Raw genomic sequence first — 22,913 nt, 5'->3', positions numbered from 1 at the left:
CAAGCCGGGTCGCGACATAGCACGCAGGCGTGGCGAAACCCTATCTACACCAATCCTCGGCAAGCAACGACGCGATGGCCGGCATCACGCGTGAAACCAGTGCTGCAACAGAAGCGGTTCACCTAGTCGATGCGAGGCTTCGCTCGCCGCCGCGCGGCAAGCGCCTGCAGGTCCCCGCAGATCGCGCCGTCATTCCGCTGACAGCACGCGAGGTAATGCAGGACACCCGCAACCAAATATGCATTCATCGCGATGAAGCGATATTATGCTGGCACGATCCGCCGGACCCGCCGCGATGACGCATCTCAGTTTCGAGTTCTACCCGCCCAAGACCGACGACCAGCGCGCCCAGCTGGACCGCACGGCGGCCAGGTTGAAGGGCTACGCGCCGGAATACGTGTCATGCACCTTCGGTGCCGGCGGCTCCACGCTCAGCTACACCTCCGAGACGGTGCGTCACCTCAAGCAGAAGCACGGTTTCGAAGCCGCCCCGCATCTGTCCTGCGTCGGCGGCAGCCGCCAGGAGATCCGCGAGCTGCTCAAGCTGTATCGCGCAATCGGCTGTACCCGCATCGTCGCGCTGCGCGGCGACCTGCCTTCGGGCATGGGCCATCCGGGCGACCTGCGTTACGCCTCGGACCTGATCGCCTTCATCCGCGCCGAGCACGGCGATGCGTTCCGGATCGAGGTCGGTGCGTATCCGGAGACCCATCCGCAGGCGACCGATGCGCTCAGTGATCTGCGTTACTTCAAGGCCAAGGTGGATGCCGGCGCAGATGCCGCGATCACCCAGTATTTCTACAACGCCGACGCGTACTTTCATTTCCGCGACGCCGTGCAGCGCATGGGCGTGGAGATCCCGATCATCCCCGGCATCATGCCGATCTCCAATTTCTCGCAGCTGCGGCGCTTTTCCGAGCAGTGCGGTGCAGAAATTCCGCGCTGGATCAGCAAGAAGATGCAGTCCTACGGCGACGATGCCGATGCGGTGCGCGCCTTCGGTGCGGAAGTGGTCGCCACCGTGTGCGAGCGCCTGATCGCCGGTGGCGCGCCTGCCCTGCACTTCTACACGCTCAACCTGGCCAAGCCGACCACGCAGGTGCTGCAGCTACTCGGGCGCTGAGCAGGCCGGTCAAAGCCATGCCCTCAGCGGGCGTATCTGTGCGGGCACGTCATCGGCAAACGCACGCGTGATGCGCAAACGCCGTGCAAGCTGCCACGGTCCCGGCGTGTTGCTCGCCGGCTCACGCACGGCCCGTTACGCTGCGCCGATGCCTCGCCTCCTGCTGCCGTTACTGCTGTTGTTCTGCCTGTGCCCGGCCACGCGCGTGCAGGCGCAGGAGATCCGTCGCTGCGTGACAGCGGACGGGCAGACCATGTTCACCGACCGCCGCTGCGAAGATGTCGGCGCCGCGGCGCGCCCGCCGCCGGCCCCGCGCACGCAGGGCAACACCGGCCTGTATCGCTACGGCTGCCCGCGCCGGCTGAGCGAGCTGGTGTCGTTGCTGCAACTGGCGGTGGACAGCCGCGACGTCAATCGGCTCTCCAGCCTCTACCTGTGGAGCGGCCAGTCCGACGCCGCCGCCAATCAGGTGCTGAGCCGGCTGGAGGCGATCGTGCAACGCCCATTGCTGGACATCGTGCCGATGTACCCGCAACGCGATCCGCCGACCTGGGAAGCCGATGCCGGCACGGCAGCGGCTCCATCCCTGGACGGCAGCGCCATCGACGCCCCACTCCCGGCACCGCCAAGCCGCCCGCGCCCCTGGGGCCTGCGTTTGGAACAGAACCTCGCCAGCGGTGCGCCAGCAAGCAGCGTGTTGCGGCTGCGCCGGCAGTACAACTGCTTCTGGGTGACGTTTTAGCGCAGCGCCCGGCGTGAGCGGATTGCAGCGGCCAAGTGCATGCGACGGCGCATTGCCCCGGCAATCGGTGATGGTGACGATGGTGGTGTGGGCTGCGAGGCAGTGAGCGTATCGGCTCAGAGACCCCCGAACCTCATGCCTCATAGGTGACGCTTGCAGGCTATGCGACAAGCCGGCCCATGATCTGCGTGGCCGCCTGCTGCGGGCTCAGCACGGCGCTGTCGATCACCCAGTGCGGCTCGGTCCAGGCCACGTAGTCATGCGCGAGCACCGAGGCCCAATCCGGCACGCGCAATCCGACCACGTCGCTTTGCCGCGATTCCACGCGCTGCCGATGCACGTTGCGATCGCTGCACACTACCTCGATCTCCAGCAAACGGCTCCGTGTGCGACGAGCTACATCGCGCCACGCTTCACGGGTGACCGGCAACGGGTTCACGCAATCGGCGACCACCACGTGACCCAGTTGCAGATTGGCCTGGGCAAGTGCGTAGGCGGTCATGTAGCCGGCTGCTCCGACGTCGTTGGCGAGCGCACCACTTTCGCGTAGTGACTGCTCGATCGTATCGATACGCAAATAAAACGCAGTGCATTGCGTCAGTAGCGCCCGGGCAATGGAACTCTTGCCGACGCCCGGCAATCCACCGAACACCACCAGGATCGCTGACTGCAGGGTCACTGCGGCCAAAGCGCGCGAATCGCCGCGATGCCTTGCGCGCCATGCGAACGGGCTTCGCGCAGGTCGTCGACCTGCATGCCACCGAGTGCGTAGATCGGCAAGGAGACCTGCTCGCGCAAGCGTTCGAACCCATCCCATCCCAAGGGTGTCGCCCCCGGATGCGACGCGGTCGCCTGCACCGGGCCCAGCACCGCAAAATCGCAGCCAAGACGCTGGGCGTGGCGCAGATCTTCCAACCCGTGACAGGAGGCGGCGACCAGCTGCTCGGCCGGCAACGGGCGCTGCTGCAGGCTGGCCAGTTGCTCCGAACCCAGGTGCACGCCGATGCCGAGTTCGCTGGCCAGTGCGATGTCGCGGTTGAGCAGCAGTTGCGCGCGCGCACGGCCGCGCAGGCGCATCACCTGCTGCAGCAAGGCTTGCCAGCGCGCCGGTTCGGCCTGCCGCGCACGCAACTGGATGCGCGTGATGCCGTCCTGCAGCGCACGCTCCAGACCTTCCAGCCACAGCGCGTCATCGTCCGGCTCGGGCGTGATCAGATAGCGGTCGGGCTGGCGCAGCACACCGACCACCGGCACATCGGCCGGCGGCATCGAATACCGGGCCAGCTTGTCGGCGGCCACCCAGGTCATCGCCTGGCCTTCGCGGCCGCGCGGGCTGCCTTTCCATGCGGTGATGTGGCGCACTTCCAGGCGCAGCCGCTTGTCCGGGTACAACTGCGGCACGTCCATCAGCCACTCGCCGACCTGCGCCTCGATACCGAGCTCTTCGTTGAGTTCACGCACCAGTGCCTGTTCAGAGGTTTCGCCAGGTTCGCGCTTGCCGCCCGGAAACTCCCACAGGCCGGGCATGTCGCGGGTTTCGGTACGGCGGGTCAGCAGGATGCGGCCGCGGGCGTCGGTGATCACGCCGGCAACGACGTGGATGGATCTTAGAGAATCAGGCATGGCACAAGAGTGCCGCGAGTGAGCCGTTCAGTGCAATCGCTTGGGGGCGGGGAATGGAGATTCGGGAATCGGGAATCGGTTGAAGCACGCACCATGCCCGCCTTTGCAATTCCCCATTCCCGATTCCCGATTCACGCCTACAGTGGATGGCCGATGCGCCAGAGCACGCCGCTGGGATCGTGCAAGGTGAAATCGCGTGCGCCCCATGGACGATCTTCCGGCGCGCTGCAGCTCACCCCGAACTGCGCGCCCAGGCCGGTGTCGTGCACGTGCTGCCACCAGCTGTCGGCATCGTCCACCCACAGGTGCAGCATCAGGTTCTCGGCCAGTTCGCGCAGATAGAAATCCTGCAGCAGGAATGCGCAATGCGTGCCATGCCGGAAGCAGGTCACATTGCCTACCTCGTCCTCCTGCACGAAGCCCAGCGCGCGATAGAACCGCTGCGACACCGCGTAGTCGCGTGCAGGCACAAACACCTTCAATTGCTGGCTGGACAGCAGCGCCATGACCGCACTCCACGCAGGATGTGCATCGAGCATACGCCCCGCAGTGGCACCGGCGGAGACGCCTGCATGCGGCAGGCGCCGTTGGCGCCGCGAGAGATGGACAGCGTGTGGCTGGCCTGCCCTGCCGAGGCCCACCGCAAGACAGCTCGCCGGACGCTTCCAGCGTCTATGCCGTTGGTGTCCCGTCGTTGCCTGGCAACGATGCAGGCAATGCCGTTGGCGGGGAGCTGGACAAGGGTGAGAGGTCCCGGCGGGGCATTGCACCCAGCCTCCGACACTCCATGCCCTGCACATCAGCAGCTCCACCGGTTCCCATCCGTAAGCAGAGCCCCCTTGGTAAGGGAGCGCGCCAAAGGCGCGGGGATCGGAAGCAAGGACCGTGCACCAGGCATCCGCGTAGCGGATGCCTGGTGCGCAGCCCGCTTCGCGGGCTGCGCCACGGTCAACTCAGCTCAGCTGAGTTGACCGTGGCAGTGCTTGTACTTCTTGCCGCTGCCGCAGGGGCACGGATCGTTACGGCCCACCTTGGGCTCGTCGCGGGTCACCTGCGACACCGGCACCGGGGCGTTGCCGCCCTGCATCTGTTCCACTTCCTCGTCGGCACCGTAGCCGCCGGCGTCCTGATGCTGGAACTGCGAGGCCATCAAGCGCGCCTGCGCCTGCAGACGCTCCTGCTCTTCCAGCTCGGCCACTTCCTCTTCGCTGCGGATGCGCACGCGCGCCAGCAGGTTGATCACTTCGCGCTTGACGTTCTCCAGCATCTCCGAGAACAGCTCGAAGGCTTCCTTCTTGTATTCCTGCTTGGGCTGCTTCTGCGCATACCCGCGCAGATAGATGCCCTGGCGCAGGTAATCCATCTTGGCCAGATGCTCCTTCCAGCCCTGGTCGAGCACGGTCAGCATCACGTGCTTCTCCAATGCGCGCATGGTGTCGTTGCCCACCGCCGCTTCCTTCTCGGCAAAGTGCGCATCCACCGCTGCCTGCACCTTGGCCGCAATCTGCTCGGCGTCCAGTTCTTCCTGCGTGCGTGCCATCTCGCTCAGCGCCAGCGGCATGCCCAGTTCCGATTCCAGCGTGGCTTCCAGACCCTTCAGGTCCCACTGCTCATCGACCGAGTTGGGCGGCACGAAGCGTGCGACCAGGTCGTAGATCACATCGCCACGGATGCCGTCGACGTTGTCCTTGACCGATTCGGCATCCAGCAATTCGTCGCGCTGGGCGTAGATCACCTTGCGCTGGTCGTTGTTGACGTCGTCGAAGTCCAGCAGGTTCTTGCGGATGTCGAAGTTGTGCGCTTCCACCTTGCGCTGCGCCTTTTCGATCTGCCGGCTGACCAGACGGTCTTCGATGACGTCGTCTTCCTTCATGCCCATCATGCGCATCGCCTTCTGGACCCAGTCCGAGGCGAAGATGCGCATCAGGTTGTCTTCCAGCGACAGATAGAAGCGCGACGAACCCGGGTCGCCCTGACGACCGGCACGGCCACGCAGCTGGTTGTCGATACGGCGCGACTCGTGCCGCTCGGTACCGATGATGTGCAGGCCGCCGGCCGCCTTGACCGCATCGTGACGACGCTGCCATTCGGTCTTGGCCGCAAGGCGCTGCTCGTCGCTGATGTCGTCGCCCATGGCATGCAGCTCGGTTTCCAGCGAACCGCCCAGCACGATGTCAGTACCGCGACCGGCCATGTTGGTGGCGATGGTCACTGCGCCCGGCTGGCCGGCGTTGGCCACGATGGTGGCTTCGCGCTCGTGCTGCTTGGCGTTGAGCACTTCGTGCTTGACCCCGGCCTTGCGCAGGTGCTCGGACAGCATCTCCGAGGTCTCGATCGAGGTGGTACCCACTAGCACCGGCTGGCCGCGCTTGGCGCAGTCTTCGATGTCGGCCAGCACCGCGTTGAACTTGCCCTTGCGGTTGAGGAACACCTGGTCCGGATGGTCCTTGCGCACGGTCGGGCGGTTGGTCGGGATCACCACCACTTCCAGGCCGTAGATGCTCTGGAATTCGTAAGCTTCGGTGTCGGCCGTACCGGTCATGCCGGACAGCTTCTTGTACATGCGGAACAGGTTCTGGAAGGTGATGCTGGCCAGCGTCTGGTTCTCGCGCTGTACCGGCACGCCTTCCTTGGCCTCGACCGCCTGGTGCAGGCCATCGGACCAACGGCGCCCGCTCAGCGTGCGGCCGGTGAATTCATCAACGATCACCACCTCGCCGTCGCGCACGATGTAGTCCACGTCGCGCTGATAGATCGCATGCGCGCGCAGCGCGGCATTGAGGTGATGCACCACGCTCAGGTTCTGCGCGGCGTACAGGCCGTCTTCGGCATTTTCCAGGATGCCGGCCTGCATCAGCAGTTCTTCGGCGTGGCCCATGCCCGCCTCGGACAGATGCACCTGCTTGCCCTTCTCGTCGATCCAGAAGTCACCCTCGCCCTCTTCGCTTTCCTGCTTGGTCAGCTGCGGCACGATGCGGTTGACGCGGATGTACAGCTCCGGCGACTCGTCGGCCGGGCCGGAGATGATCAGCGGGGTACGCGCCTCGTCGATCAGGATCGAGTCGACTTCGTCGACGATCGCGTAATGCAGGTTGCGCTGGTAGCGGTCGGCCTTGGACAGCGCCATGTTGTCGCGCAGGTAATCGAAACCAAACTCGTTGTTGGTGCCGTAGGTGATGTCGCTGCCGTAGGCCTCGCGCTTGTCGCTGTGCGGCATGCCCGGATACACCACGCCCACGCTCAGGCCCAGCCAGTTGTACAGCTTGCCCATCTGCGCGGCGTCGCGGCGCGCCAGGTAGTCGTTGACCGTGACCACATGCACGCCCTCGCCCTGCAGCGCGTTGAGGTACACCGGCAGCGTAGCGACCAGGGTCTTGCCTTCACCGGTGCGCATCTCGGCGATCTTGCCCAGGTGCAGCACCATGCCGCCGATCAGCTGCACGTCGTAATGGCGCATGCCGAGCACGCGGCGGCTGGCCTCGCGGCACACCGCGAAGGCTTCGGGAAGAATCTTGTCCAGGGACTCGCCGGCGGCAAGTCGCTGCTTGAACTCCGGGGTCTTGGCTTGCAGCTCGGCGTCGGAGAGCTTCTCGATCGTCGGCTCCAGCGCATTGATCTGGGTGACGAGGCGGTTGAGCTGGCGCAGCTGGCGTTCGTTACGACTGCCAAAGACACGGGTAAGCAGACTGTTGATCATTGAAGAAACCGGTTGAAAAGGAACGGTTTGACCGACGCCGGTCCCCAAGACCCGGCCGCCGTAAACGAAACAGGGCGCACTGCGCCCTGTCGATGGCAACACCCTATTGTAGCTTGGGGCGGGCCTTCACGAATCAAGCGCCGCCCGCGCCGTCGTCAACCGCGCCCGCGGCGGCCCACCGGCGTGTTGGTATCGCCCAGGAACTTGCGCGGATTGACCACCCGCCCGTCCGCCCACACCTCGAAATGCACGTGGGCGCCGGTGGAGCGGCCGCTGGATCCGGCCCGGGCCACCTGCTGGCCGGCGCGGACCAGATCGCCCACCTTCACCACCAGGCGCGAGTTGTGCGCGTAGCGGGTCACATAGCCGTTGCCGTGGTCCACTTCCACCACGTTGCCGTAGCCACCGCGCACACCGGCATAGCTGACCACGCCGTCGGCGACCGACATCACCGGGTCGCCCACGTTGGCGTGGAAGTCCACGCCCTTGTGGAAGGCCGAACCACCGTCGAACGGATCGGCGCGGCCGCCGAAGCCGGAGGTGATGTAGGTGTTGCGGATCGGCATGCGCGAGGGCACCGAATTCTGTTCGAGCTGATGATCGAACATCAGCGCGGCCAGCACGTTCAGTTGCTGGCCCGAGGCGGAGAACTGCTGTTCGACCTGCCCCAGCGTCTGCTTGAGCGACTCGACCGGCATGTCGCTGACCGGCTCATCGCCGCCACCGACGCCGACCGGGGCGTCGAAGTCGAACTCGCCGTCTTTCAGTTTGCCCATTTCGGTCAGCCGCTCGCCCAATGCGTTGAGACGGGTGGCCTGCGCCTGCAGCTCGCCCATGCGCGCGGCCAGTGCGTTGACCTGCGCCTGCGAGGCGCGCTGCGCCTGGGCCAGCTCGGCCTGCTGCCGGGCAACCTTGGCCTGCAACGCGGAATTGGTCACCATGCCGGTGGCGGTGCTGGCACCGACGCCGATCAACATGCCCAGCCCAAGCACGGCGCCGAGGACTACCATCGGTCGATCCGTGGCAAAGCCCTGGAACTGGCGGGCCAACCGCTGCGCCCGGGTTTCGCGAGATTTGATTACAACTTTCTTCAACGCCATATGAGTGTCATGTCCAAGCCCAAGTCCAACGCACGCAACCCTTCCGTCCCACAACCGGCCATCGAGGCCGCGTTGGGTGAAAAGGCTGGCGACCCCTTGCGCCGAGCGTTGTGGCTCGATGCGCTGGACCAGCAGTTGCGCCCCCTGTTACCGCCTCATCTGGTCACCCGTTGCCGGCTGGCCAATGTCAGAGACGAACAGCTCGTTTTTCTGGTTGATTCACCTGTCTGGCATGCCAAGTTGCGACTTGCCGAGACCCAATTACTGGATGCCGCCCGATCCATCGGACTGAAGGCCACCGCAGTGACCATCAAGACCACCACCACCCCGCTGCATTCCCCAATGCAGCAGAATCGCGAGCGTCCGCGCCCCGTCTCGGAGGCCACGCACAGAGGTCTGCGCGATGCGCTGGCCTCCCTGCAGGATGTTCCACCCACCAAACGGTGAGCACCGCGCCGCTGGTTCGAAGCGGCCGCCGCAGCGTGAAAGAATTGCGAAGACCGCGCACGACCCGACGCATCCTAGCGGGCCTCAGCCACGCAGGAGTTAGAGAAGTCTTAAATAAAAGTTAAGAACGGGCCGGTAATCCGACGTAGTTCACACTTCGAACGCCAACTGCGGCATTCCCCGACATCAGGCGTAGACGGGGCTGGCGTAGGTGACCGGCGGTTGCACGGTGCCTTCGGGGAAGCTGACCCATTCCCAGGCGGCCTGATCCGCCAGCAGCGCACGCACCAGCTTGTTGTTGAGCGCGTGGCCGGACTTGAAGCCTTCGTAGGCGCCCAGAATGGCGCCGCCGGCCAGGTACAGGTCGCCGATGGCGTCCAGGATCTTGTGCCGCACAAATTCGTTGGTGTAGCGCAGGCCGTCCTCGTTGAGCACGCGGAACTCGTCCAGCACGATGGCGTTGTCCATCGAACCGCCCAGGCCCAGATTGCGCTCGCGCATGTATTCAAGGTCGCGCATGAAGCCGAAGGTGCGGGCGCGCGAGATTTCCTTGACATAGGCCGAGGTGGAGAACTCGATTTCCTGGCGCGACTGCTTGGCCGGGATCATCGGGTGATTGAATTCGATGGTGAAGCCGAGCTTGTAGCCCTCGTACGGCTCGAAGCGCGCGATCTTGTCGCCCTCACGCACTTCCACCATCTGCTTGATGCGGATGAAGCGCTTGGCCTTGTTCTGCTCGACGATGCCTGCCGACTGCAGCAGGAACACGAACGGGCCGGACGAACCGTCCATGATCGGCAGCTCGGCCGAGGACAGTTCGACGATGACATTGTCCACACCCAGGCCGGCCAGTGCCGACATCAGGTGCTCGACGGTTTGGATCTTGGCGCCATTGCAGGTCAGGCCGGTGCACAGCGTGGTCTCGGTGACCAGCTCGGCATCGGCCGGGACTTCGACGATCGGCTCCAGGTCCACACGCCGGAACACCACGCCATGATCGACCGGAGCCGGTCGTAGCGTCATGTACACCTTGTCGCCGCTGTGCAGGCCGACGCCGGTGGCGCGAATGGTGTTCTTGAGAGTGCGTTGCTGGGTCATATGCGAAGTCTGGATGAACAATGCAGACAGACGCTGAACCGGCTGTCTAATCCGTAGAGATTATCTGAATTTTAACAAGTCGCGCGTGACGGGAACTGTAATTCCCGGGTCACGCCACTGCAAAAGCTGCCGGATCGTGGCCGACCCGGCAGAAAGGACATGGCACTGCACCCCGAGGCGAACCCCGGGGCGGAACGGACCGCGCCGCCGTAGCGACGCAGCCGACGATCCTCAGTCGGCCTGGCGGCGCAGGAACGCCGGGATATCCAGGTAGTCGTTGGGCAGGTCTGCGGCCGGCGCAGCCGAACCGCCGCCGTTGTTGCTGCCGCTGCCGACCGAGTCGCTGCTCGGACGACGCAGGCCCAGGCCCATGCTGCCGCCGACGGCCTTGGACACCGCATCGCCGCCGCTGGTATCGAAATCGCCGAACTCCGGCTGGCCGGTGGTGGCGTTGCGCACCAGCTTGATCGGCGCGCGCTGGTCTGGACGCTGTGTCTGGCGGGCAACCGCACGGTTCAGGCCAGTGGCCACCACGGTGACGCGCACTTCGTCCTGCATGTCCGGGTCGAGCACGGTGCCGACGACCACGGTCGCATCTTCCGAGGCGAATGCCTCGATGGTGCGGCCGATCTCGTCGAACTCGGACATGGTGAAGTCCGGGCCGGCGGTGATGTTGACCAGGATGCCATTGGCACCGGCCAGGTTGACGTCGTCCAGCAGCGGGTTCTGGATGGCGGCTTCGGCAGCGGCCTGCGCGCGATCGTCGCCGCGAGCCGAACCGGTGCCCATCATGGCCAGGCCCATTTCCGACATCACGGTGCGCACGTCGGCGAAGTCGACGTTGATCAGACCCGGACGCACGATCAGATCGGCAATGCCCTGCACGGCGCCCTGCAGCACGTCGTTGGCGGCGCGGAAGGCCTGGATCATGGTGGCGTTGCGGCCAAGCACGGTGATCAGCTTTTCATTGGGGATGGTGATCAGCGAGTCGCAATGCTGGCTCAGTTCCTCGATGCCCTTGAGCGCAACCTGCATGCGGCGACGGCCTTCGAAGGGGAACGGCTTGGTGACCACGGCCACGGTCAGGATGCCCATTTCCTTGGCCAGCTGTGCAACCACCGGCGCTGCGCCGGTGCCGGTGCCGCCGCCCATGCCGGCGGTGATGAACACCATGTCCGCACCCTGCAGCGCGTCCATGATGCGCTCGCGGTCTTCCAGCGCGGCCTGGCGGCCGACTTCCGGATTGGCGCCAGCACCCAGGCCCTTGGTCACGTTGGTGCCGAGCTGCAGCTGCAGCTTGGCGCCGCAGTTCTTGATCGCCTGCGAGTCGGTGTTGGCGGTGATGAACTCCACGCCATCGACATTGGTGTTGACCATGTGCGCAACCGCGTTGCCGCCGCCGCCGCCCACGCCAACGACCTTGATTACCGCGTTGGGAGCCATCTTTTCGATCAGTTCAAAATGTGCCATGTCAGTGTCCTCTTGAGCCGGGATTGGGGAGTGGGGATTGGGGAGTCGCAAAAGCGCTGGTCCCTGGCCCACTCCGCATCACGGCGAGTGTTGTTGTTTGAAAGTCGGGATTCGTGTGCCTGGGCCATGGATGCGCTATTGCGCTCTACGACTCACCGCACCTACTCCTCGACGCAATGCCTGCAAAAAATTTTACCGCCTACCCGCTCGCCGCTCTCCACTTAATCGTTGCTACCACTCTGTTTTTTTTCGCTCTTGCCAATCCCAAATTCCGAATTCCAAATCCCGGCCCCTCAGAATTCCCCGCGATACCAGTTCTTCAATTTCTTGAACAAGCTCCCGGCGCGGCCGGTCGGGATCGACGGGCGGCGTGGGTGTTCGATCTGGCTGCCCATCAGCAGCAGGCCCACGCCGGAGGCGTGCACCGGGTTGCCGACGACTTCGCCCAGGCCGGTGACGTGCTGGGGAATGCCCACGCGCACCGGCATCTGCAACATTTCTTCGGCCAGTTCGACCACGCCTTCCATCTTCGACGCACCGCCGGTGAGCACCATGCCGGCGCGCACCATTTCCTCGAAACCGGAGCGGCGCAGTTCGGCCTGCACCATTTCGAAGATTTCCTCGTAACGGCCCTGCACCGCCTGCGCGAGCGCATGCCGCGGCATGCGACGTGGCGGGCGATCGCCGACCGACGGCACCTGGATGCTTTCTTCGGCGGTGGCCAGCTGCGCCAGCGCACAGGCGTAGCGCACCTTGATCTGCTCGGCTTCCGGAGTGGGCGTGCGCAGCATGTGCGCGATGTCGTTGGTGACGTGGTCGCCGGCGATCGGCAGCGAGGCGGTATGGCAGATCGCGCCCTGCACGTACACCGCAAGGTCGGTGGTACCGGCGCCGATATCCACCAGCACCACGCCCAGCTCGCGCTCGTCGGCCGTCAACACTGCGACGCTGGAAGCCAGCGACGACAGCACCAGATCGTCCACCTGCAGGCCGCACTTCTGCACGCACTTGGTGATGTTGGCCGCTGCCGACTGCGCGCATACCACCAGATGCGCGTGCACCTCCAGGCGCACGCCGGTCATGCCGACCGGATTGCGGATGCCTTCCTGCGAATCGTCCAGCACGTACTCGCGCGGGATCGCATGCAGGATGCGCTGGTCGGCAGGAATGGCCACGGCTTTGGCCGCATCCAGCACGCGCTCCAGATCGCTCCAGGTCACTTCGCCGTCGCGGATCGGCACGATGCCGGGCGAGTTCTTGCACTGCACGTGGTTGCCGGAAATGGATGCGTACACCGAGCGGATTTCGCAACCGGCCATCAGCTCGGCCTCTTCCACCGCGCGCTGGATCGACTGCACGGTGGATTCGATGTCCACCACCACGCCGCGCTTGAGACCGCGCGATTCATGCGAACCGATGCCGATCACTTCGATCGGATTGCCGGGCGAGTACTCGCCGACCAGCGCGACGACCTTGGAGGTGCCGATGTCCAGTCCAACGATGAGGGATTTGTCGCCTTTGCGGTTCATGTCTTAAAGCCGGGAATAGGGAATAGCGAATGGGGAATGGTCAACAGCGGTGCACGGAGGCGAGGAGAATTGAGGACAAGTGCGTGAGGCGCAGCGGGCGACGCCGGCTTGGGTTTCTTATCCATTCCCGATTCCCCACTCTCCATTCGTCGTTCGACTGTGAAGCCGTTGGTGTAGCGCAGGTCGGCGCGGGCGATCGGGCGTTGCGGGTCGGCCAGTTGCGGCAGCACGCGGGCGAAGCGCTGCAGGCGGGCGCGGGCGTCGTCGCGGCCGATCACGATCTGCACGCCGTTGCTCAGGCCCAGCGACCAGCTGCCGCGTGCATCCATTTCCAGACGCTCCACATCCAGCCCGGTCGGCGCGAACAGCGCGCGCGATTCGTTGTACAGCGCCACCACGTCCTGGGTCTTGCTGTCCGGGCCGCCGAGTTGCGGCAACTTGAAATCCTTCAGCAACGGCGGGGTGCGGAACAAGCGGCCCTGCTCGGACAACATGCGGTCGGTGCCCCAGCGCGCGAACGGCTTGTGCTCGGTGACGTGCACTTCCAGCACATCCGGCCAGCGCTTGCGCACCTGCGCACTTTCCACCCACGGCAGGCGCGCGATGGCGTCCTGCGCGTTCTGCAGCTTCACCGCGAAAAAGCCCGCGCGCGCATATGGCAGGACCACCGCGCGCAACTCTTCGGCCGGCACCCGCTTGAAGTCGCCCGACACCCGCAAGCGCGCCAACGGCCAACGCTCGGCACCGACCCAGCCATTGAGCACGGCCACCACCGGCAACGCGACCAGCGCCACCGCGAGCAACCACGCCAGGATGCGCAAGGTGGCGTTCATGCGCGCGCTCCGCGCGCGGGAATGGGGAATCGGGAATAGAGAATCGCAACGGCGCGCGCTGCGTGCGCGGGATTGGGGATTGGGGATTGGAGATTCGCCACGGCAACAGCAACGGCGCGCACGGCGTCGCTGTTGGCCAATCCCGAATCCCGAATCCCCAATCCCCGTGTCATAGCGTCTGCTCCAGCACGCGCCAGACCAGTTCTTCGAAATCGATGCCGAGCTGGCGCGCGGCCTTGGGCACCAGCGAGTGGCTGGTCATGCCGGGGGCGGTGTTGACCTCCAGCAGATAGAGCTGGCCGCTGGCACGGTCGCGCATCACGTCGACGCGGCCCCAGCCGCGGGCACCGGCAGCGCGGAAGGCGTCCAGGGCGAGCTGGCGCAGTTGCGTCTCGGCATCGCCGTCCAGGCCGGGGCACAGGTACTGAGTGTCGTCGGCCAGGTACTTGGCGTTGTAGTCGTACCACTGGCCCTTGGGCACGATGCGGATGGACGGCAGCGCGACCTCGCCGAGCACGGCCACGGTGAGTTCGTCGCCTTCGATCAGCTGCTCCATCAGCAGCGCGCCGTCATAGCGCGCCGCCAGCAGCACGGCTTGTTCGAGCTGGGCCTGGTCGAACACGCGGCTGATGCCGACGCTGGAGCCTTCGTTGGCCGGCTTGACGATCACCGGCAAGCCGATCTGCCGCGCGGCGGCATGGATGTCGTCGGCGCTGGCACCGGCGGCCAGGCGCGCATAGCGCGGCGTGGACAGGCCCAGTGACAGCCACACCTGCTTGGTGCGGATCTTGTCCATGCTCAACGCCGAGCCCAGCACGTTGGAGCCGGTGTACGGCACCTTGAAGGCTTCCATCAGGCCTTGCACGATGCCGTCTTCGCCGCCGCCGTTATGGCCGTGCAGCACGTTGAAGACGCGATCGAAGCGTTTTTCGACCAGGGCCTGCGCCAGGGCCGGAATGCCATCGACCGGCTGCGCGTCGACACCGCGCGCGCGCAGTGCGTCGAGCACGTTGCTGCCGGAGTTCAACGACACTTCGCGCTCGGACGAGGTACCACCGAGCAGCACGGCGACGCGGCCAAACGCGGCCGGATCGCTGCTACGTGCGTTGGGAATCACCGCGCTCATGCGCTCGCTCCGGTGAACCCGTTGTTGATGATGTGCTGCGCGACATAACCGATATCGCCGGCGCCCATCATCAGCAGCAGATCGCCGTCCTGCAGCACGTCCGGCAGCACTTCGGCCAGGCCGGAAATCTGCCCGACCACCACCGGCTCGCTGCGGCCGCGCGCACGGATCGCACGCGCCAGCGCGCGCGCATCGGCGCCCGGAATCGGCGCTTCGCCGGCCGGGTAGACCTCGCTCAGCACCAGCGCGTCGACGGTGCTCAGCACCGCGGCGAAGGCATCGAACTGGTCGCGGGTACGGCTGTAGCGATGCGGCTGGAATGCCACCACCAGGCGCTTGTCCGGCCAGCCGCCACGGGCGGCGGCGAACACCGCTTCCAGCTCGCGCGGATGGTGGCCGTAATCGTCGACCACGCGCACGCGCGCACCGGTGCTGGTGGTGACTTCGCCCAGGTCGTTGAAGCGACGGCCGATGCCGGCGAAGTTTTCCAGCGCACGCGCGATGGTCTCCGGCGCCACGCCCAGCTGCCAGCCGATCGCGGCGGCCGCCAATGCGTTGAGCACGTTGTGGCGGCCCGGCAAAGCCAGCGTCACCGGCGTGGTGGTGCCTTCGGGCAGGCGCAGCGTGAAGCGCATGCGCGGGCCGTCCTGCACCACGTCTTCGGCGCGTACGTCGGCGTTTTCGCTCATGCCGTAGCTCATCACGTGGCGCGGCGTCTTGCCGGCCAGCGCGGCCACTTCCGGGTCGTCGATGCACAGCAATGCCAGGCCGTAGAACGGCAGGCGCTGCAGGAACTCGGCGAAGGCGGCCTGGATGCGTGCGAAATCGTTGCCGTAGTTTTCCAGGTGATCCGAATCGATGTTGGTGATCACTGCCATCAGCGGATTCAGGCGCAGGAAGCTGCCGTCGCTTTCGTCGGCCTCGGCCACCAGCCACTGGCCGCCGCCCAGCTTGGCGTTGGCGCCGGCGGCCAGCAACTGCCCGCCGATGACGAAGGTCGGATCCAGCCCGCCCTCGCTCAGCACCGCTGCGGCCAGGCTGGTGGTGGTGGTCTTGCCATGCGTGCCGGCCACCGCGATGCCGCGACGGAACCGCATCAGCTCGGCCAGCATCGCCGCACGCGGCATGATCGGAATGCGCTGGCTGCGCGCTTCCATCAGCTCGGGGTTGTCTTCGCGGATCGCGCTGGACACCACCACGCAATCGGTGCCGAGCACGTTGGCCGCCGAATGCCCGCGCATCACCCGCGCACCCAGCTTGGCCAACCGCCGCGTCGCCACGTTATCGGAGTTGTCCGAGCCGGAGACTTCGTAGCCCAGCGTCAGCATCACCTCGGCAATGCCGCTCATGCCGGTGCCGCCGATGCCGACGAAATGCACGCGCGGAAACGCACGCACCAGGTCGCCACTGTCCTGCAGACGGCGAATCACGCGGCACCTCCGGTGGAGATGCGAATCGGGAATTGGGAATCGGGAATCGTGTAAAGCGAGACACCTGCGGCGTTGAGCGCCTGACCGGTGCGCGTGTTTTCTTGCATCACTGTCTGTTCCTGCAATTGTTCTGAGCTCTGCCCATTCCCCATTCCCGATTCACCACTCCCGGCTTCCTGCAGAATGATGTCGGCGATGCGTTCGGCGGCGTCCGGCTTGGCCAGGGTGCGGGCGGCCTGCGCCATCGCCAGGCGGCGGGCGGGGTCGGCGAGCAGGGTCTGCAAGACCTGCTGCAAGCGCGCGGCCAGGGTGTCGTCCTGCTTGAGCAGCACGGCAGCATCGGCGCCGACCAGGTATTCGGCATTGCGGGTCTGGTGGTCGTCCACCGCGGCGGCGAAGGGCACCAGCACGCTGCCGATGCCGGCGGCGCACAGTTCGGCCAGCGTGGAGGCACCGGCGCGGCACACGACCAGGTCGGCCCAGGCGTAGGCGGCGGCCATGTCGGCGATGAAGGGTTCGACGCTGGCGTTGACGCCCGCCTGCGCGTACGCGGCCTCGGCTTCCGCACGCAGCTTTTCGCCGCACTGGTGGCGCACGTCCACATCTGGGTGACCGAGCGCGGCCAGTGCCGCTGGCACGGCCTGGTTCAATGCGCGTGCGCCCTGGCTGCCACCGAGCACCAGCACGCGTACGGCATTGCCACGGCCGACCAGGCGCGTGGCCGGCGCGGGAAGCGCTGCGATTTCCGCACGCACCGGATTGCCCACCGCTTCCTCGCCGGCGAAGCTGCCCGGGAAACCGGTCAGCACGCGGCGCGCAAACCGCGACAACACCTTGTTGGTCATGCCGGGCGCACGGTTCTGTTCGTGCACCAGCAAGGGCACGCCGAGCAGCCGCGCTGCCAGGCCGCCCGGGCCGGCCGCAAAGCCGCCGAAACTGATCACCGCACGCGGCTGGCGCTTGCGCAGCACGAAGCCGGCGGCGCGCACCGCGCGCATCACCCGCACCGGTGCACCGAGCAATTTCACCAGGCCCTTGCCACGCAGGCCGCTGATGGCCAGCGTGTCGAGTTGAATATCGTGCTGCGGCACCAGCCGGGTTTCCATCGCGCCGTCGGCGCCCAGCCAGGTCACCGGCACGCCACGCGCGCGCAGCACCTTGGCCACGGCCAGACCCGGGAAGATGTGCCCGCCGGTGCCGCCAGCCAGAATCATCACTGGTCGGATCCCCGCACCTGGATATGCAGGCGTTTGCGCGGGATTCGCATGAGTGCTCATGCAATCCTCCCGAAGGTCGGTTCCACACGTGGCTGCATGCGGCTGGTGCCGCGCAGGAACTCGGACGCATGCGCAGACGTTGCCGAGGCTGCAGCGACCGGTGCCGGGGCGGATGCGGCGGCAACCGGCTCGCGCTGCGGCTTGCGCGCAGGCGCGTAGGCCGGCGCGGCCGATTCCACCACCGGTTCGGCCGGCTCGGCCGACGGCGCGCCCGTACCCTGCGGCGACAACTTGCTGCGCAGGCGCTCGGCACGATCCATTTCGTAGGACACGCGCAGCAGCAGGCCCATCGCCACGCAGGTCATCAGCACCGACGAACCGCCGGAGGAAATCAGCGGCAGGGTCAGGCCCTTGGTCGGCAGGATGCCCAGGTTCACGCCCACCGAGACGAAGCTCTGCAGGCTGATCCACAAGCCGATGCCGAAGGCGATGTAGCCGGAGAAGTGACGCTTCATTTCCACGCAGCGCATGCCCAGCCAGAACGCGCGGCCGACCAGCAGCGCGTACAGCGAGATCACCCCGCACACGCCGATAAAGCCGAGCTCTTCGGCGATGACCGAGAAGATGAAGTCGGTATGCGCTTCGGGCAGGTAGTTGAGCTTCTGCACCGAGGCGCCCAGGCCCACGCCGGTCCACTGGCCGCGGCCGACCGCCATCAAGGCGTTGGACAGCTGGTAGCCGGAGCCGAGCTGGTCGGCCCACGGGTCCAGGAACGAGGTGATGCGACGCAGCCGGTACGGCTCCAGGATCGCGATGAAGGCGAATACCGGCAGGCCGAACACGATTGGCATCGACATGCGCGGCAGGTTCACCCCGCCCAGCACCAGCATGCCGGCGGTGATCGCCAGCAGCAGCGTGGACGAGCCGAAGTCCGGCTGCATCAGCAGCAGGCCGACCAGTGCGATCGCCACGCCCAGCGGCTTGAGCATCGCCGGCCAGGTCGCATTGACCTCGTCGCGGAAGCGCACCAGATAGCTGGACAGCCACACGATGTAGAGCACCTTGACCGCTTCGACGGTCTGGAATTTCGATACGCCCAGGTTGATCCAGCGCTTGGCGCCGTTGACGCTGCTGCCCAGGCCGGGCACGAACACCACCATCAGCAGGCCGAAGCAGGCCAGCAGCAGCACCTGGTTGTACTGCTCGATCGTCTTGAGCTCGGTACGCATCGCCCAGAACGCCAGGCCCACGCCGATGCCCAGGAACAGCAGATGGCGGGTCAGGTAATAGAACGGGTTGTCGGACAGCTCGATCGAGCTGGACGCCACCATCACCACGCCCAGCGAGGCGAGCATGGCCGCGGCCCCGAGCAGCCACGGGTCATAGCGGCCGCCGATGGCGTCCAGTCGCGTGGCCTGGCGGGACATGTCGTTCATCAGCGCACCTTCAACGTGGCAAGGCCGATCAGCACCAGCACCACCGAAATGATCCAGAAGCGCACGATCACGCGCGGCTCCGGCCAGCCCTTGAGCTCGAAGTGGTGATGGATCGGCGCCATGCGGAACACGCGCTTGCCGGTCAGCTTGAAGCTGGCGACCTGGATCATCACCGACAGCGTTTCGATCACGAACACCCCGCCCATGATCACCAGCACCAGCTCCTGGCGCACGATCACCGCGATGGTGCCCAGCACCGCGCCCAGCGACAGCGCGCCGATATCACCCATGAACACCATGGCGGGATAGGTGTTGAACCACAGAAAGCCCAGGCCTGCGCCGGCGATCGCCGAGCAGATGATGATCAGCTCGCCGGCCCCGGGAATCAGCGGGATCTTCAGGTATTCGGCAAACACCACGTTGCCCGAGGCATAGGCGAACACGCCCAGCGCACAGGCCACCAGCACGGTCGGCATGATCGCCAGACCATCCAGGCCGTCGGTCAGGTTGACCGCATTGGAGAAGCCGACGATCCAGAAATAGGCGATCACCACAAAGCTCACGCCGGCCAATGGCAGCGCGATCGACTTGAACATCGGGATGTAGAAGGTGATCGCCGCCGGCACATCGGCGGTGTAGTACAGGAACAGGCCCGCGGCCAGGCCGAAGATCGACTGCAGCAGATACTTCCAGCGCGACTTCAGGCCGTTGGGATCGCGGCGCACGATCTTGATCCAGTCGTCGTACCAGCCGATCGCACCGAAACAGACCATCACCGCCAGCACCAACCACACGTAACGGTTGCGCAAATCGCCCCACAGCAGCACCGACAAGGTCACCGTCAGCAGGATCAGCGAGCCGCCCATGGTCGGCGTGCCGGCCTTGGAGAAATGCGTCTGCGGGCCGTCCTGGCGGATCGGCTGGCCACCCTTGAACTGGGCCAGCTTGCGGATCACCGCCGGGCCCATCCACAACGACAGGAACAACGCGGTCAGCGCGGCCAGGATGCCGCGGAAGGTCAGATAGTTGAACAGCCCGAACAGGCTCTCCAGTTGCTGCAGCCAACGCGCCAGCTCAAGCAGCATGGGATGCGTCCTCCGCCGGGGCGAGCAGCGCGGCGACGATGCGGTCCATGGCGCTGCCACGGGAGCCTTTCACCAGCAACGTGGGCGGGGTTTGCGCCGTGGTGGCGGCAGTCTGTGCCGCCGCACCGGTGTGTTCGTACATCGAAGAAGATTCCTGCGTTTGGGTCGGCGAAACGGCGAGCTGCGCCAGATCCGCCTGCAAGGCCGCGATCAACGCGGCATGGGTGGCGAACACGCGGCCGCCCTCGCCGAACGCCTGTGCGGCGGCGGCACTGAGCTCGCCCAGCGCGTACAGGCGCTGCAGCTTGGCCGCGCGCGCGCGACGTCCGGCGGCGGCATGCAGGGCCGCGCCTTCCGGGCCAAGCTCACGCATGTCGCCGAGCACCAGCCAGCCTTCGCCAGGCGCAGCGGCCAGGGTGTCGATGGCGGCATCCAGCGAGCCGGGGTTGGCGTTGTAGCTGTCGTCGATCAGCACCGCGCCGCCAGGCAGGGCGTGGGTGATCTGACGGCCGGCCACCGGACGAACCTGCGCCAGGCCGGCGGCAATGATCGGCAAGGCGATGCCCGCACCCAAGGCCAGGCCGGCCGCCGCCAGCGCGTTGAGCACGTTGTGGCGGCCCGGCAACGGCAGCGCGATCTGCGCCTGCCCTTGCGGGGTCACCAGGGTGAATTGCGCACCACTGGCCTGCAGCCGCAAGCCATGCGCGGTGATGTCGGCACTGGCCTGCAGGCCGTAGCGCAACACGCGGCGGCCCTGCACCGGCTGCGCATGCAGTTGCTGCTCGAACCAGGCACCGAAGGCATCGTCGGCATTGATCACCGCCACGCCATCGGCCGGCAATGCGGCGTAGATGGCGCCCTTGGTGCGGGCGACGCCGAGCAGGCTGCCCAGGCGTTCCAGATGGGCGGGGGCGATGTTGTTGACCAGGGCCACGTGCGGCTGCGCGATCTCGGTGAGATAGGCGATATCGCCCGGCTTGCCGGCGCCCATTTCGTAGATCGCTAGGTCCGCATCGTCCGGCGCAGCAATCACCGCCAGCGGCAGGCCGATCTCGTTGTTGCGGTTGCCCGGCGTGGCGTACACGGTGGTGCCGTCGACACGCCCGGCCTCGGTCAGGATGGCCAGCAGCAGCGCCTTGACGCTGGTCTTGCCGTTGGAGCCGGTCAAGGCGATCACCCGCGTGGCGCGGTCGCGCTGCATGCCGGCGGCGATACGCGCCAGCGCCAGTTCGGTATTTTCCACCAGCACCTGCGGCACGCTCAGCGCCGGCAGCAGGCGATCGACCAGCACACCGCTGGCGCCGTGCGCCACCGCGTCCGCGGCAAAGTCGTGCCCGTCGAAACGCTCGCCGCGCAGCGCCACGTACAGGCTGCCGTTGGCCAGCGTGCGGGTGTCGTTGCCGACGGTGTCGATGATGGCGTCGTCGCCATGCAGCTCGCCACCGGCCCAGTGGGCGATCAACGACAGCGGCGTGAGCTTCATGCGCGCATTCCCAGTCCGGTGCGCGGCAACAGGGCCTGCGCCGCCACGATGGCGTCGTCGAAGGCATGCCGCACGCCGGCGACTTCCTGGTACGGCTCGTGACCCTTGCCGGCGATCAGCACGATGTCGGAGGCACTGGCCATGCTGATGGCCTGATGGATCGCCGCGGCGCGGTCGCGCTGCACGATGGCCGCATCCGGGCGCGCGAAGCCGCGCAGGATATCGGCCACGATCACATCGCCATCTTCGCCACGCGGATTGTCGTCGGTGACGATCGCCACGTCGGCATTGACCTCGGCAATGGCCGCCATCTGCGGGCGCTTGCCGGTATCGCGCTCGCCGCCGCAGCCGAACACGCAGATCAGCCGATCCTGTGCATGCGAGCGCAGGCTGGTCAATGCCTGTTCCAGCGCGTCAGGCGTATGTGCGTAGTCGACGACCACCAGCGGTGCGCCATGCGCGCCACCCAGGCGATTCATGCGGCCATGGATCGGCTGCAGCCGACCGAGCACTTCGGCGATCTGCGCCGGCGCGATCTGCAGCGCAGACAACGCACCGGCCACGGCCAGCAGGTTGTCCACGTTGAAGCGGCCCAGCAGCGGCGAGTGCACCGGATGCACCTGACCGTCGAGATGCAGCGCGAAATTGATGCCGTTGTGATCCAGCTGCAGTGCCTGCGCTCGCACGCTTGCCTGGGCCTGCGCGCGCGAGCTCACGCCGATCGCGCGCAGCGCGGGGTCAAGCGAGGCCAGCAGCGTGCGGCCGAAGTCATCGTCCAGGTTCACCACCGCGGCCTTCAATCCGGCGCGCGTGAACAGCCTGGCCTTGGCCGCGCCGTACTGCGCCATGTCGCCGTGGTAATCGAGATGGTCGCGGGTGAGATTGGTGAACACCGCCACGTCGAAATGCACCGCATCCACGCGGCCCTGGTCCAGCGCATGCGAGCTGACTTCCATCGCCACCGCCTGCGCGCCCGCGTCGCGCAGCTGCGCAAGCAAGGCATGCGTTTGTAGCACCAGCGGCGTGGTGAAACCGGTCGGCACGGCGCTGCCGTACAGGCCGACACCCAGGGTGCCGAGCGTGCCGGCAGGGGTGCCGAGCAACGTCAGGGCCTGCGCCAGCAATTGCACGGTGGAGGTCTTGCCGTTGGTGCCGGTGACGCCGACCATGCGCATCGCCCGCGATGGCTGGCCATGGAACTGATCGGCCATCGCGCCCAGGCGCGCACGCAGGCCCGGCACCGCGATCGCGTCGGCCGGTGCCGGCAGATCGGCCGGTGCCGGCGGCTCGAACAACACCGCCGCCGCGCCATTGGCGCGCGCCTGGTCGACGAAGCCCAGGCCATGCGCACCGAAACCGGCGATCGCCACGAAGGCATCGCCCGCACGCACCGCACGGCTGTCCATCACCAGGCCCGACACCTGCACCTCATGCGCAAGCGGCACGTCCGGCAACAACTGCGACAGCGGCATGC

20 protein-coding genes are annotated in these 22,913 nt (G+C 66.4%); 4 read left to right on the top strand and 16 right to left on the bottom strand.

Annotation, left to right across the window (positions count from 1 at the left end):
- The first annotated feature begins 29 nt into the window (after nucleotides 1-29).
- The 3 genes from AC1PLA_RS04410 to AC1PLA_RS04400 all read left to right on the top strand — a co-directional run bounded on the left by AC1PLA_RS04410 (nucleotide 30) and on the right by AC1PLA_RS04400 (nucleotide 1,865).
- Nucleotides 30-299: a hypothetical protein gene (locus AC1PLA_RS04410; RefSeq protein WP_349780337.1), complete on the top strand. Its 270-nt coding sequence runs from the start codon at nucleotides 30-32 to the stop codon at nucleotides 297-299.
- Nucleotides 296-1,123: a methylenetetrahydrofolate reductase [NAD(P)H] gene (gene metF / locus AC1PLA_RS04405; RefSeq protein ID WP_024938327.1), complete on the top strand. Its 828-nt coding sequence runs from the start codon at nucleotides 296-298 to the stop codon at nucleotides 1,121-1,123. The genes AC1PLA_RS04410 and metF overlap by 4 nt, the downstream gene beginning before the upstream one ends.
- Nucleotides 1,124-1,193: 70 nt before the next feature.
- Nucleotides 1,194-1,865, top strand: coding sequence for a hypothetical protein (locus tag AC1PLA_RS04400; protein ID WP_481105668.1), 672 nt, complete (start codon nucleotides 1,194-1,196; stop codon nucleotides 1,863-1,865).
- Nucleotides 1,866-2,025: 160 nt separating this feature from the next.
- Here AC1PLA_RS04400 and AC1PLA_RS04395 read toward each other — a convergent pair whose 3' ends face one another.
- From AC1PLA_RS04395 to AC1PLA_RS04375, 5 genes are all read right to left on the bottom strand, one after another.
- On the bottom strand, nucleotides 2,026-2,538 hold the full coding sequence (locus AC1PLA_RS04395; RefSeq protein WP_481106159.1) for a P-loop nucleotide/nucleoside kinase family protein: 513 nt from the start codon (nucleotides 2,536-2,538) through the stop codon (nucleotides 2,026-2,028).
- A 2-nt stretch (nucleotides 2,539-2,540) separates the two neighbouring features.
- Nucleotides 2,541-3,488 (bottom strand): Nudix family hydrolase, encoded by a 948-nt coding sequence (locus AC1PLA_RS04390; RefSeq protein ID WP_115510553.1) that lies wholly within the window; start codon nucleotides 3,486-3,488, stop codon nucleotides 2,541-2,543.
- Between the two features lie 137 nt (nucleotides 3,489-3,625).
- Entirely contained in the window at nucleotides 3,626-3,994 is a 369-nt protein-coding gene (locus AC1PLA_RS04385) for a VOC family protein (RefSeq protein WP_016902193.1), read from the bottom strand.
- Between the two features lie 452 nt (nucleotides 3,995-4,446).
- Nucleotides 4,447-7,185, bottom strand: a complete 2,739-nt coding sequence (secA, locus tag AC1PLA_RS04380) for a preprotein translocase subunit SecA (RefSeq protein ID WP_039523566.1) — start codon at nucleotides 7,183-7,185, stop codon at nucleotides 4,447-4,449.
- A gap of 155 nt (nucleotides 7,186-7,340) precedes the next feature.
- Nucleotides 7,341-8,285 (bottom strand): M23 family metallopeptidase, encoded by a 945-nt coding sequence (locus AC1PLA_RS04375; RefSeq protein ID WP_166764105.1) that lies wholly within the window; start codon nucleotides 8,283-8,285, stop codon nucleotides 7,341-7,343.
- Between AC1PLA_RS04375 and AC1PLA_RS04370 the strand changes: the two genes are divergently transcribed.
- Nucleotides 8,286-8,732 (top strand): DciA family protein, encoded by a 447-nt coding sequence (locus AC1PLA_RS04370; RefSeq protein WP_166764104.1) that lies wholly within the window; start codon nucleotides 8,286-8,288, stop codon nucleotides 8,730-8,732.
- Between the two features lie 186 nt (nucleotides 8,733-8,918).
- Here AC1PLA_RS04370 and lpxC read toward each other — a convergent pair whose 3' ends face one another.
- The 11 genes from lpxC to AC1PLA_RS04315 all read right to left on the bottom strand — a co-directional run bounded on the left by lpxC (nucleotide 8,919) and on the right by AC1PLA_RS04315 (nucleotide 22,911).
- Nucleotides 8,919-9,830, bottom strand: coding sequence for a UDP-3-O-acyl-N-acetylglucosamine deacetylase (lpxC, locus tag AC1PLA_RS04365; protein ID WP_166764103.1), 912 nt, complete (start codon nucleotides 9,828-9,830; stop codon nucleotides 8,919-8,921).
- A 231-nt stretch (nucleotides 9,831-10,061) separates the two neighbouring features.
- Nucleotides 10,062-11,300: a cell division protein FtsZ gene (gene ftsZ, locus AC1PLA_RS04360; protein WP_016902188.1), complete on the bottom strand. Its 1,239-nt coding sequence runs from the start codon at nucleotides 11,298-11,300 to the stop codon at nucleotides 10,062-10,064.
- Between the two features lie 293 nt (nucleotides 11,301-11,593).
- Nucleotides 11,594-12,829, bottom strand: coding sequence for a cell division protein FtsA (ftsA, locus tag AC1PLA_RS04355; protein ID WP_003485272.1), 1,236 nt, complete (start codon nucleotides 12,827-12,829; stop codon nucleotides 11,594-11,596).
- Nucleotides 12,826-13,662 carry a cell division protein FtsQ/DivIB gene (locus AC1PLA_RS04350; protein ID WP_047126005.1) on the bottom strand — a complete coding sequence of 279 codons (837 nt, stop codon included), beginning with the start codon at nucleotides 13,660-13,662 and terminating at the stop codon, nucleotides 12,826-12,828. Before AC1PLA_RS04350 ends, ftsA begins: the two co-directional genes overlap by 4 nt.
- A gap of 169 nt (nucleotides 13,663-13,831) precedes the next feature.
- Nucleotides 13,832-14,788 carry a D-alanine--D-alanine ligase gene (locus AC1PLA_RS04345; protein WP_481105667.1) on the bottom strand — a complete coding sequence of 319 codons (957 nt, stop codon included), beginning with the start codon at nucleotides 14,786-14,788 and terminating at the stop codon, nucleotides 13,832-13,834.
- Nucleotides 14,785-16,218, bottom strand: a complete 1,434-nt coding sequence (gene murC / locus AC1PLA_RS04340; RefSeq protein WP_016902185.1) for a UDP-N-acetylmuramate--L-alanine ligase — start codon at nucleotides 16,216-16,218, stop codon at nucleotides 14,785-14,787. The genes AC1PLA_RS04345 and murC overlap by 4 nt, the downstream gene beginning before the upstream one ends.
- Nucleotides 16,215-17,495, bottom strand: coding sequence for an undecaprenyldiphospho-muramoylpentapeptide beta-N-acetylglucosaminyltransferase (murG, locus tag AC1PLA_RS04335; RefSeq protein WP_481105666.1), 1,281 nt, complete (start codon nucleotides 17,493-17,495; stop codon nucleotides 16,215-16,217). The genes murC and murG overlap by 4 nt, the downstream gene beginning before the upstream one ends.
- Complete coding sequence (gene ftsW / locus AC1PLA_RS04330) at nucleotides 17,492-18,871, bottom strand: putative lipid II flippase FtsW (RefSeq protein ID WP_481105665.1); 1,380 nt, start codon at nucleotides 18,869-18,871, stop codon at nucleotides 17,492-17,494. Before ftsW ends, murG begins: the two co-directional genes overlap by 4 nt.
- Complete coding sequence (mraY, locus tag AC1PLA_RS04325) at nucleotides 18,871-19,956, bottom strand: phospho-N-acetylmuramoyl-pentapeptide-transferase (RefSeq protein ID WP_016903082.1); 1,086 nt, start codon at nucleotides 19,954-19,956, stop codon at nucleotides 18,871-18,873. The genes ftsW and mraY overlap by 1 nt, the downstream gene beginning before the upstream one ends.
- Complete coding sequence (locus tag AC1PLA_RS04320; RefSeq protein WP_434982430.1) at nucleotides 19,946-21,439, bottom strand: UDP-N-acetylmuramoyl-tripeptide--D-alanyl-D-alanine ligase; 1,494 nt, start codon at nucleotides 21,437-21,439, stop codon at nucleotides 19,946-19,948. The genes mraY and AC1PLA_RS04320 overlap by 11 nt, the downstream gene beginning before the upstream one ends.
- Entirely contained in the window at nucleotides 21,436-22,911 is a 1,476-nt protein-coding gene (locus AC1PLA_RS04315; RefSeq protein ID WP_481106158.1) for a UDP-N-acetylmuramoyl-L-alanyl-D-glutamate--2,6-diaminopimelate ligase, read from the bottom strand. The genes AC1PLA_RS04320 and AC1PLA_RS04315 overlap by 4 nt, the downstream gene beginning before the upstream one ends.
- Nucleotides 22,912-22,913: the final 2 nt, after the last annotated feature.

The sequence above is a fragment of the Xanthomonas sp. NCPPB 1826 genome, assembly GCF_056725285.1.
This window is presented reverse-complemented; position numbering and strand designations above follow the sequence as displayed.

What these genes read in the sequence shown, in the direction of transcription:
- metF (WP_024938327.1), top strand. Translation starts at nt 296, where the DNA reads ATGACGCATCTCAGTTTCGAGTTCTACCCGCCCAAGACCGACGACCAG.
- AC1PLA_RS04400 (WP_481105668.1), top strand. Translation starts at nt 1,194, where the DNA reads ATGCGCAAACGCCGTGCAAGCTGCCACGGTCCCGGCGTGTTGCTCGCC.
- AC1PLA_RS04390 (WP_115510553.1), bottom strand. Translation starts at nt 3,488, where the DNA reads ATGCCTGATTCTCTAAGATCCATCCACGTCGTTGCCGGCGTGATCACC.
- AC1PLA_RS04385 (WP_016902193.1), bottom strand. Translation starts at nt 3,994, where the DNA reads ATGGCGCTGCTGTCCAGCCAGCAATTGAAGGTGTTTGTGCCTGCACGC.
- secA (WP_039523566.1), bottom strand. Translation starts at nt 7,185, where the DNA reads ATGATCAACAGTCTGCTTACCCGTGTCTTTGGCAGTCGTAACGAACGC.
- AC1PLA_RS04375 (WP_166764105.1), bottom strand. Translation starts at nt 8,285, where the DNA reads ATGGCGTTGAAGAAAGTTGTAATCAAATCTCGCGAAACCCGGGCGCAG.
- AC1PLA_RS04370 (WP_166764104.1), top strand. Translation starts at nt 8,286, where the DNA reads ATGAGTGTCATGTCCAAGCCCAAGTCCAACGCACGCAACCCTTCCGTC.
- lpxC (WP_166764103.1), bottom strand. Translation starts at nt 9,830, where the DNA reads ATGACCCAGCAACGCACTCTCAAGAACACCATTCGCGCCACCGGCGTC.
- ftsZ (WP_016902188.1), bottom strand. Translation starts at nt 11,300, where the DNA reads ATGGCACATTTTGAACTGATCGAAAAGATGGCTCCCAACGCGGTAATC.
- ftsA (WP_003485272.1), bottom strand. Translation starts at nt 12,829, where the DNA reads ATGAACCGCAAAGGCGACAAATCCCTCATCGTTGGACTGGACATCGGC.
- AC1PLA_RS04350 (WP_047126005.1), bottom strand. Translation starts at nt 13,662, where the DNA reads ATGAACGCCACCTTGCGCATCCTGGCGTGGTTGCTCGCGGTGGCGCTG.
- AC1PLA_RS04345 (WP_481105667.1), bottom strand. Translation starts at nt 14,788, where the DNA reads ATGAGCGCGGTGATTCCCAACGCACGTAGCAGCGATCCGGCCGCGTTT.
- murG (WP_481105666.1), bottom strand. Translation starts at nt 17,495, where the DNA reads ATGAGCACTCATGCGAATCCCGCGCAAACGCCTGCATATCCAGGTGCG.
- ftsW (WP_481105665.1), bottom strand. Translation starts at nt 18,871, where the DNA reads ATGAACGACATGTCCCGCCAGGCCACGCGACTGGACGCCATCGGCGGC.
- mraY (WP_016903082.1), bottom strand. Translation starts at nt 19,956, where the DNA reads ATGCTGCTTGAGCTGGCGCGTTGGCTGCAGCAACTGGAGAGCCTGTTC.
- AC1PLA_RS04320 (WP_434982430.1), bottom strand. Translation starts at nt 21,439, where the DNA reads ATGAAGCTCACGCCGCTGTCGTTGATCGCCCACTGGGCCGGTGGCGAG.
- AC1PLA_RS04315 (WP_481106158.1), bottom strand. Translation starts at nt 22,911, where the DNA reads ATGCCGCTGTCGCAGTTGTTGCCGGACGTGCCGCTTGCGCATGAGGTG.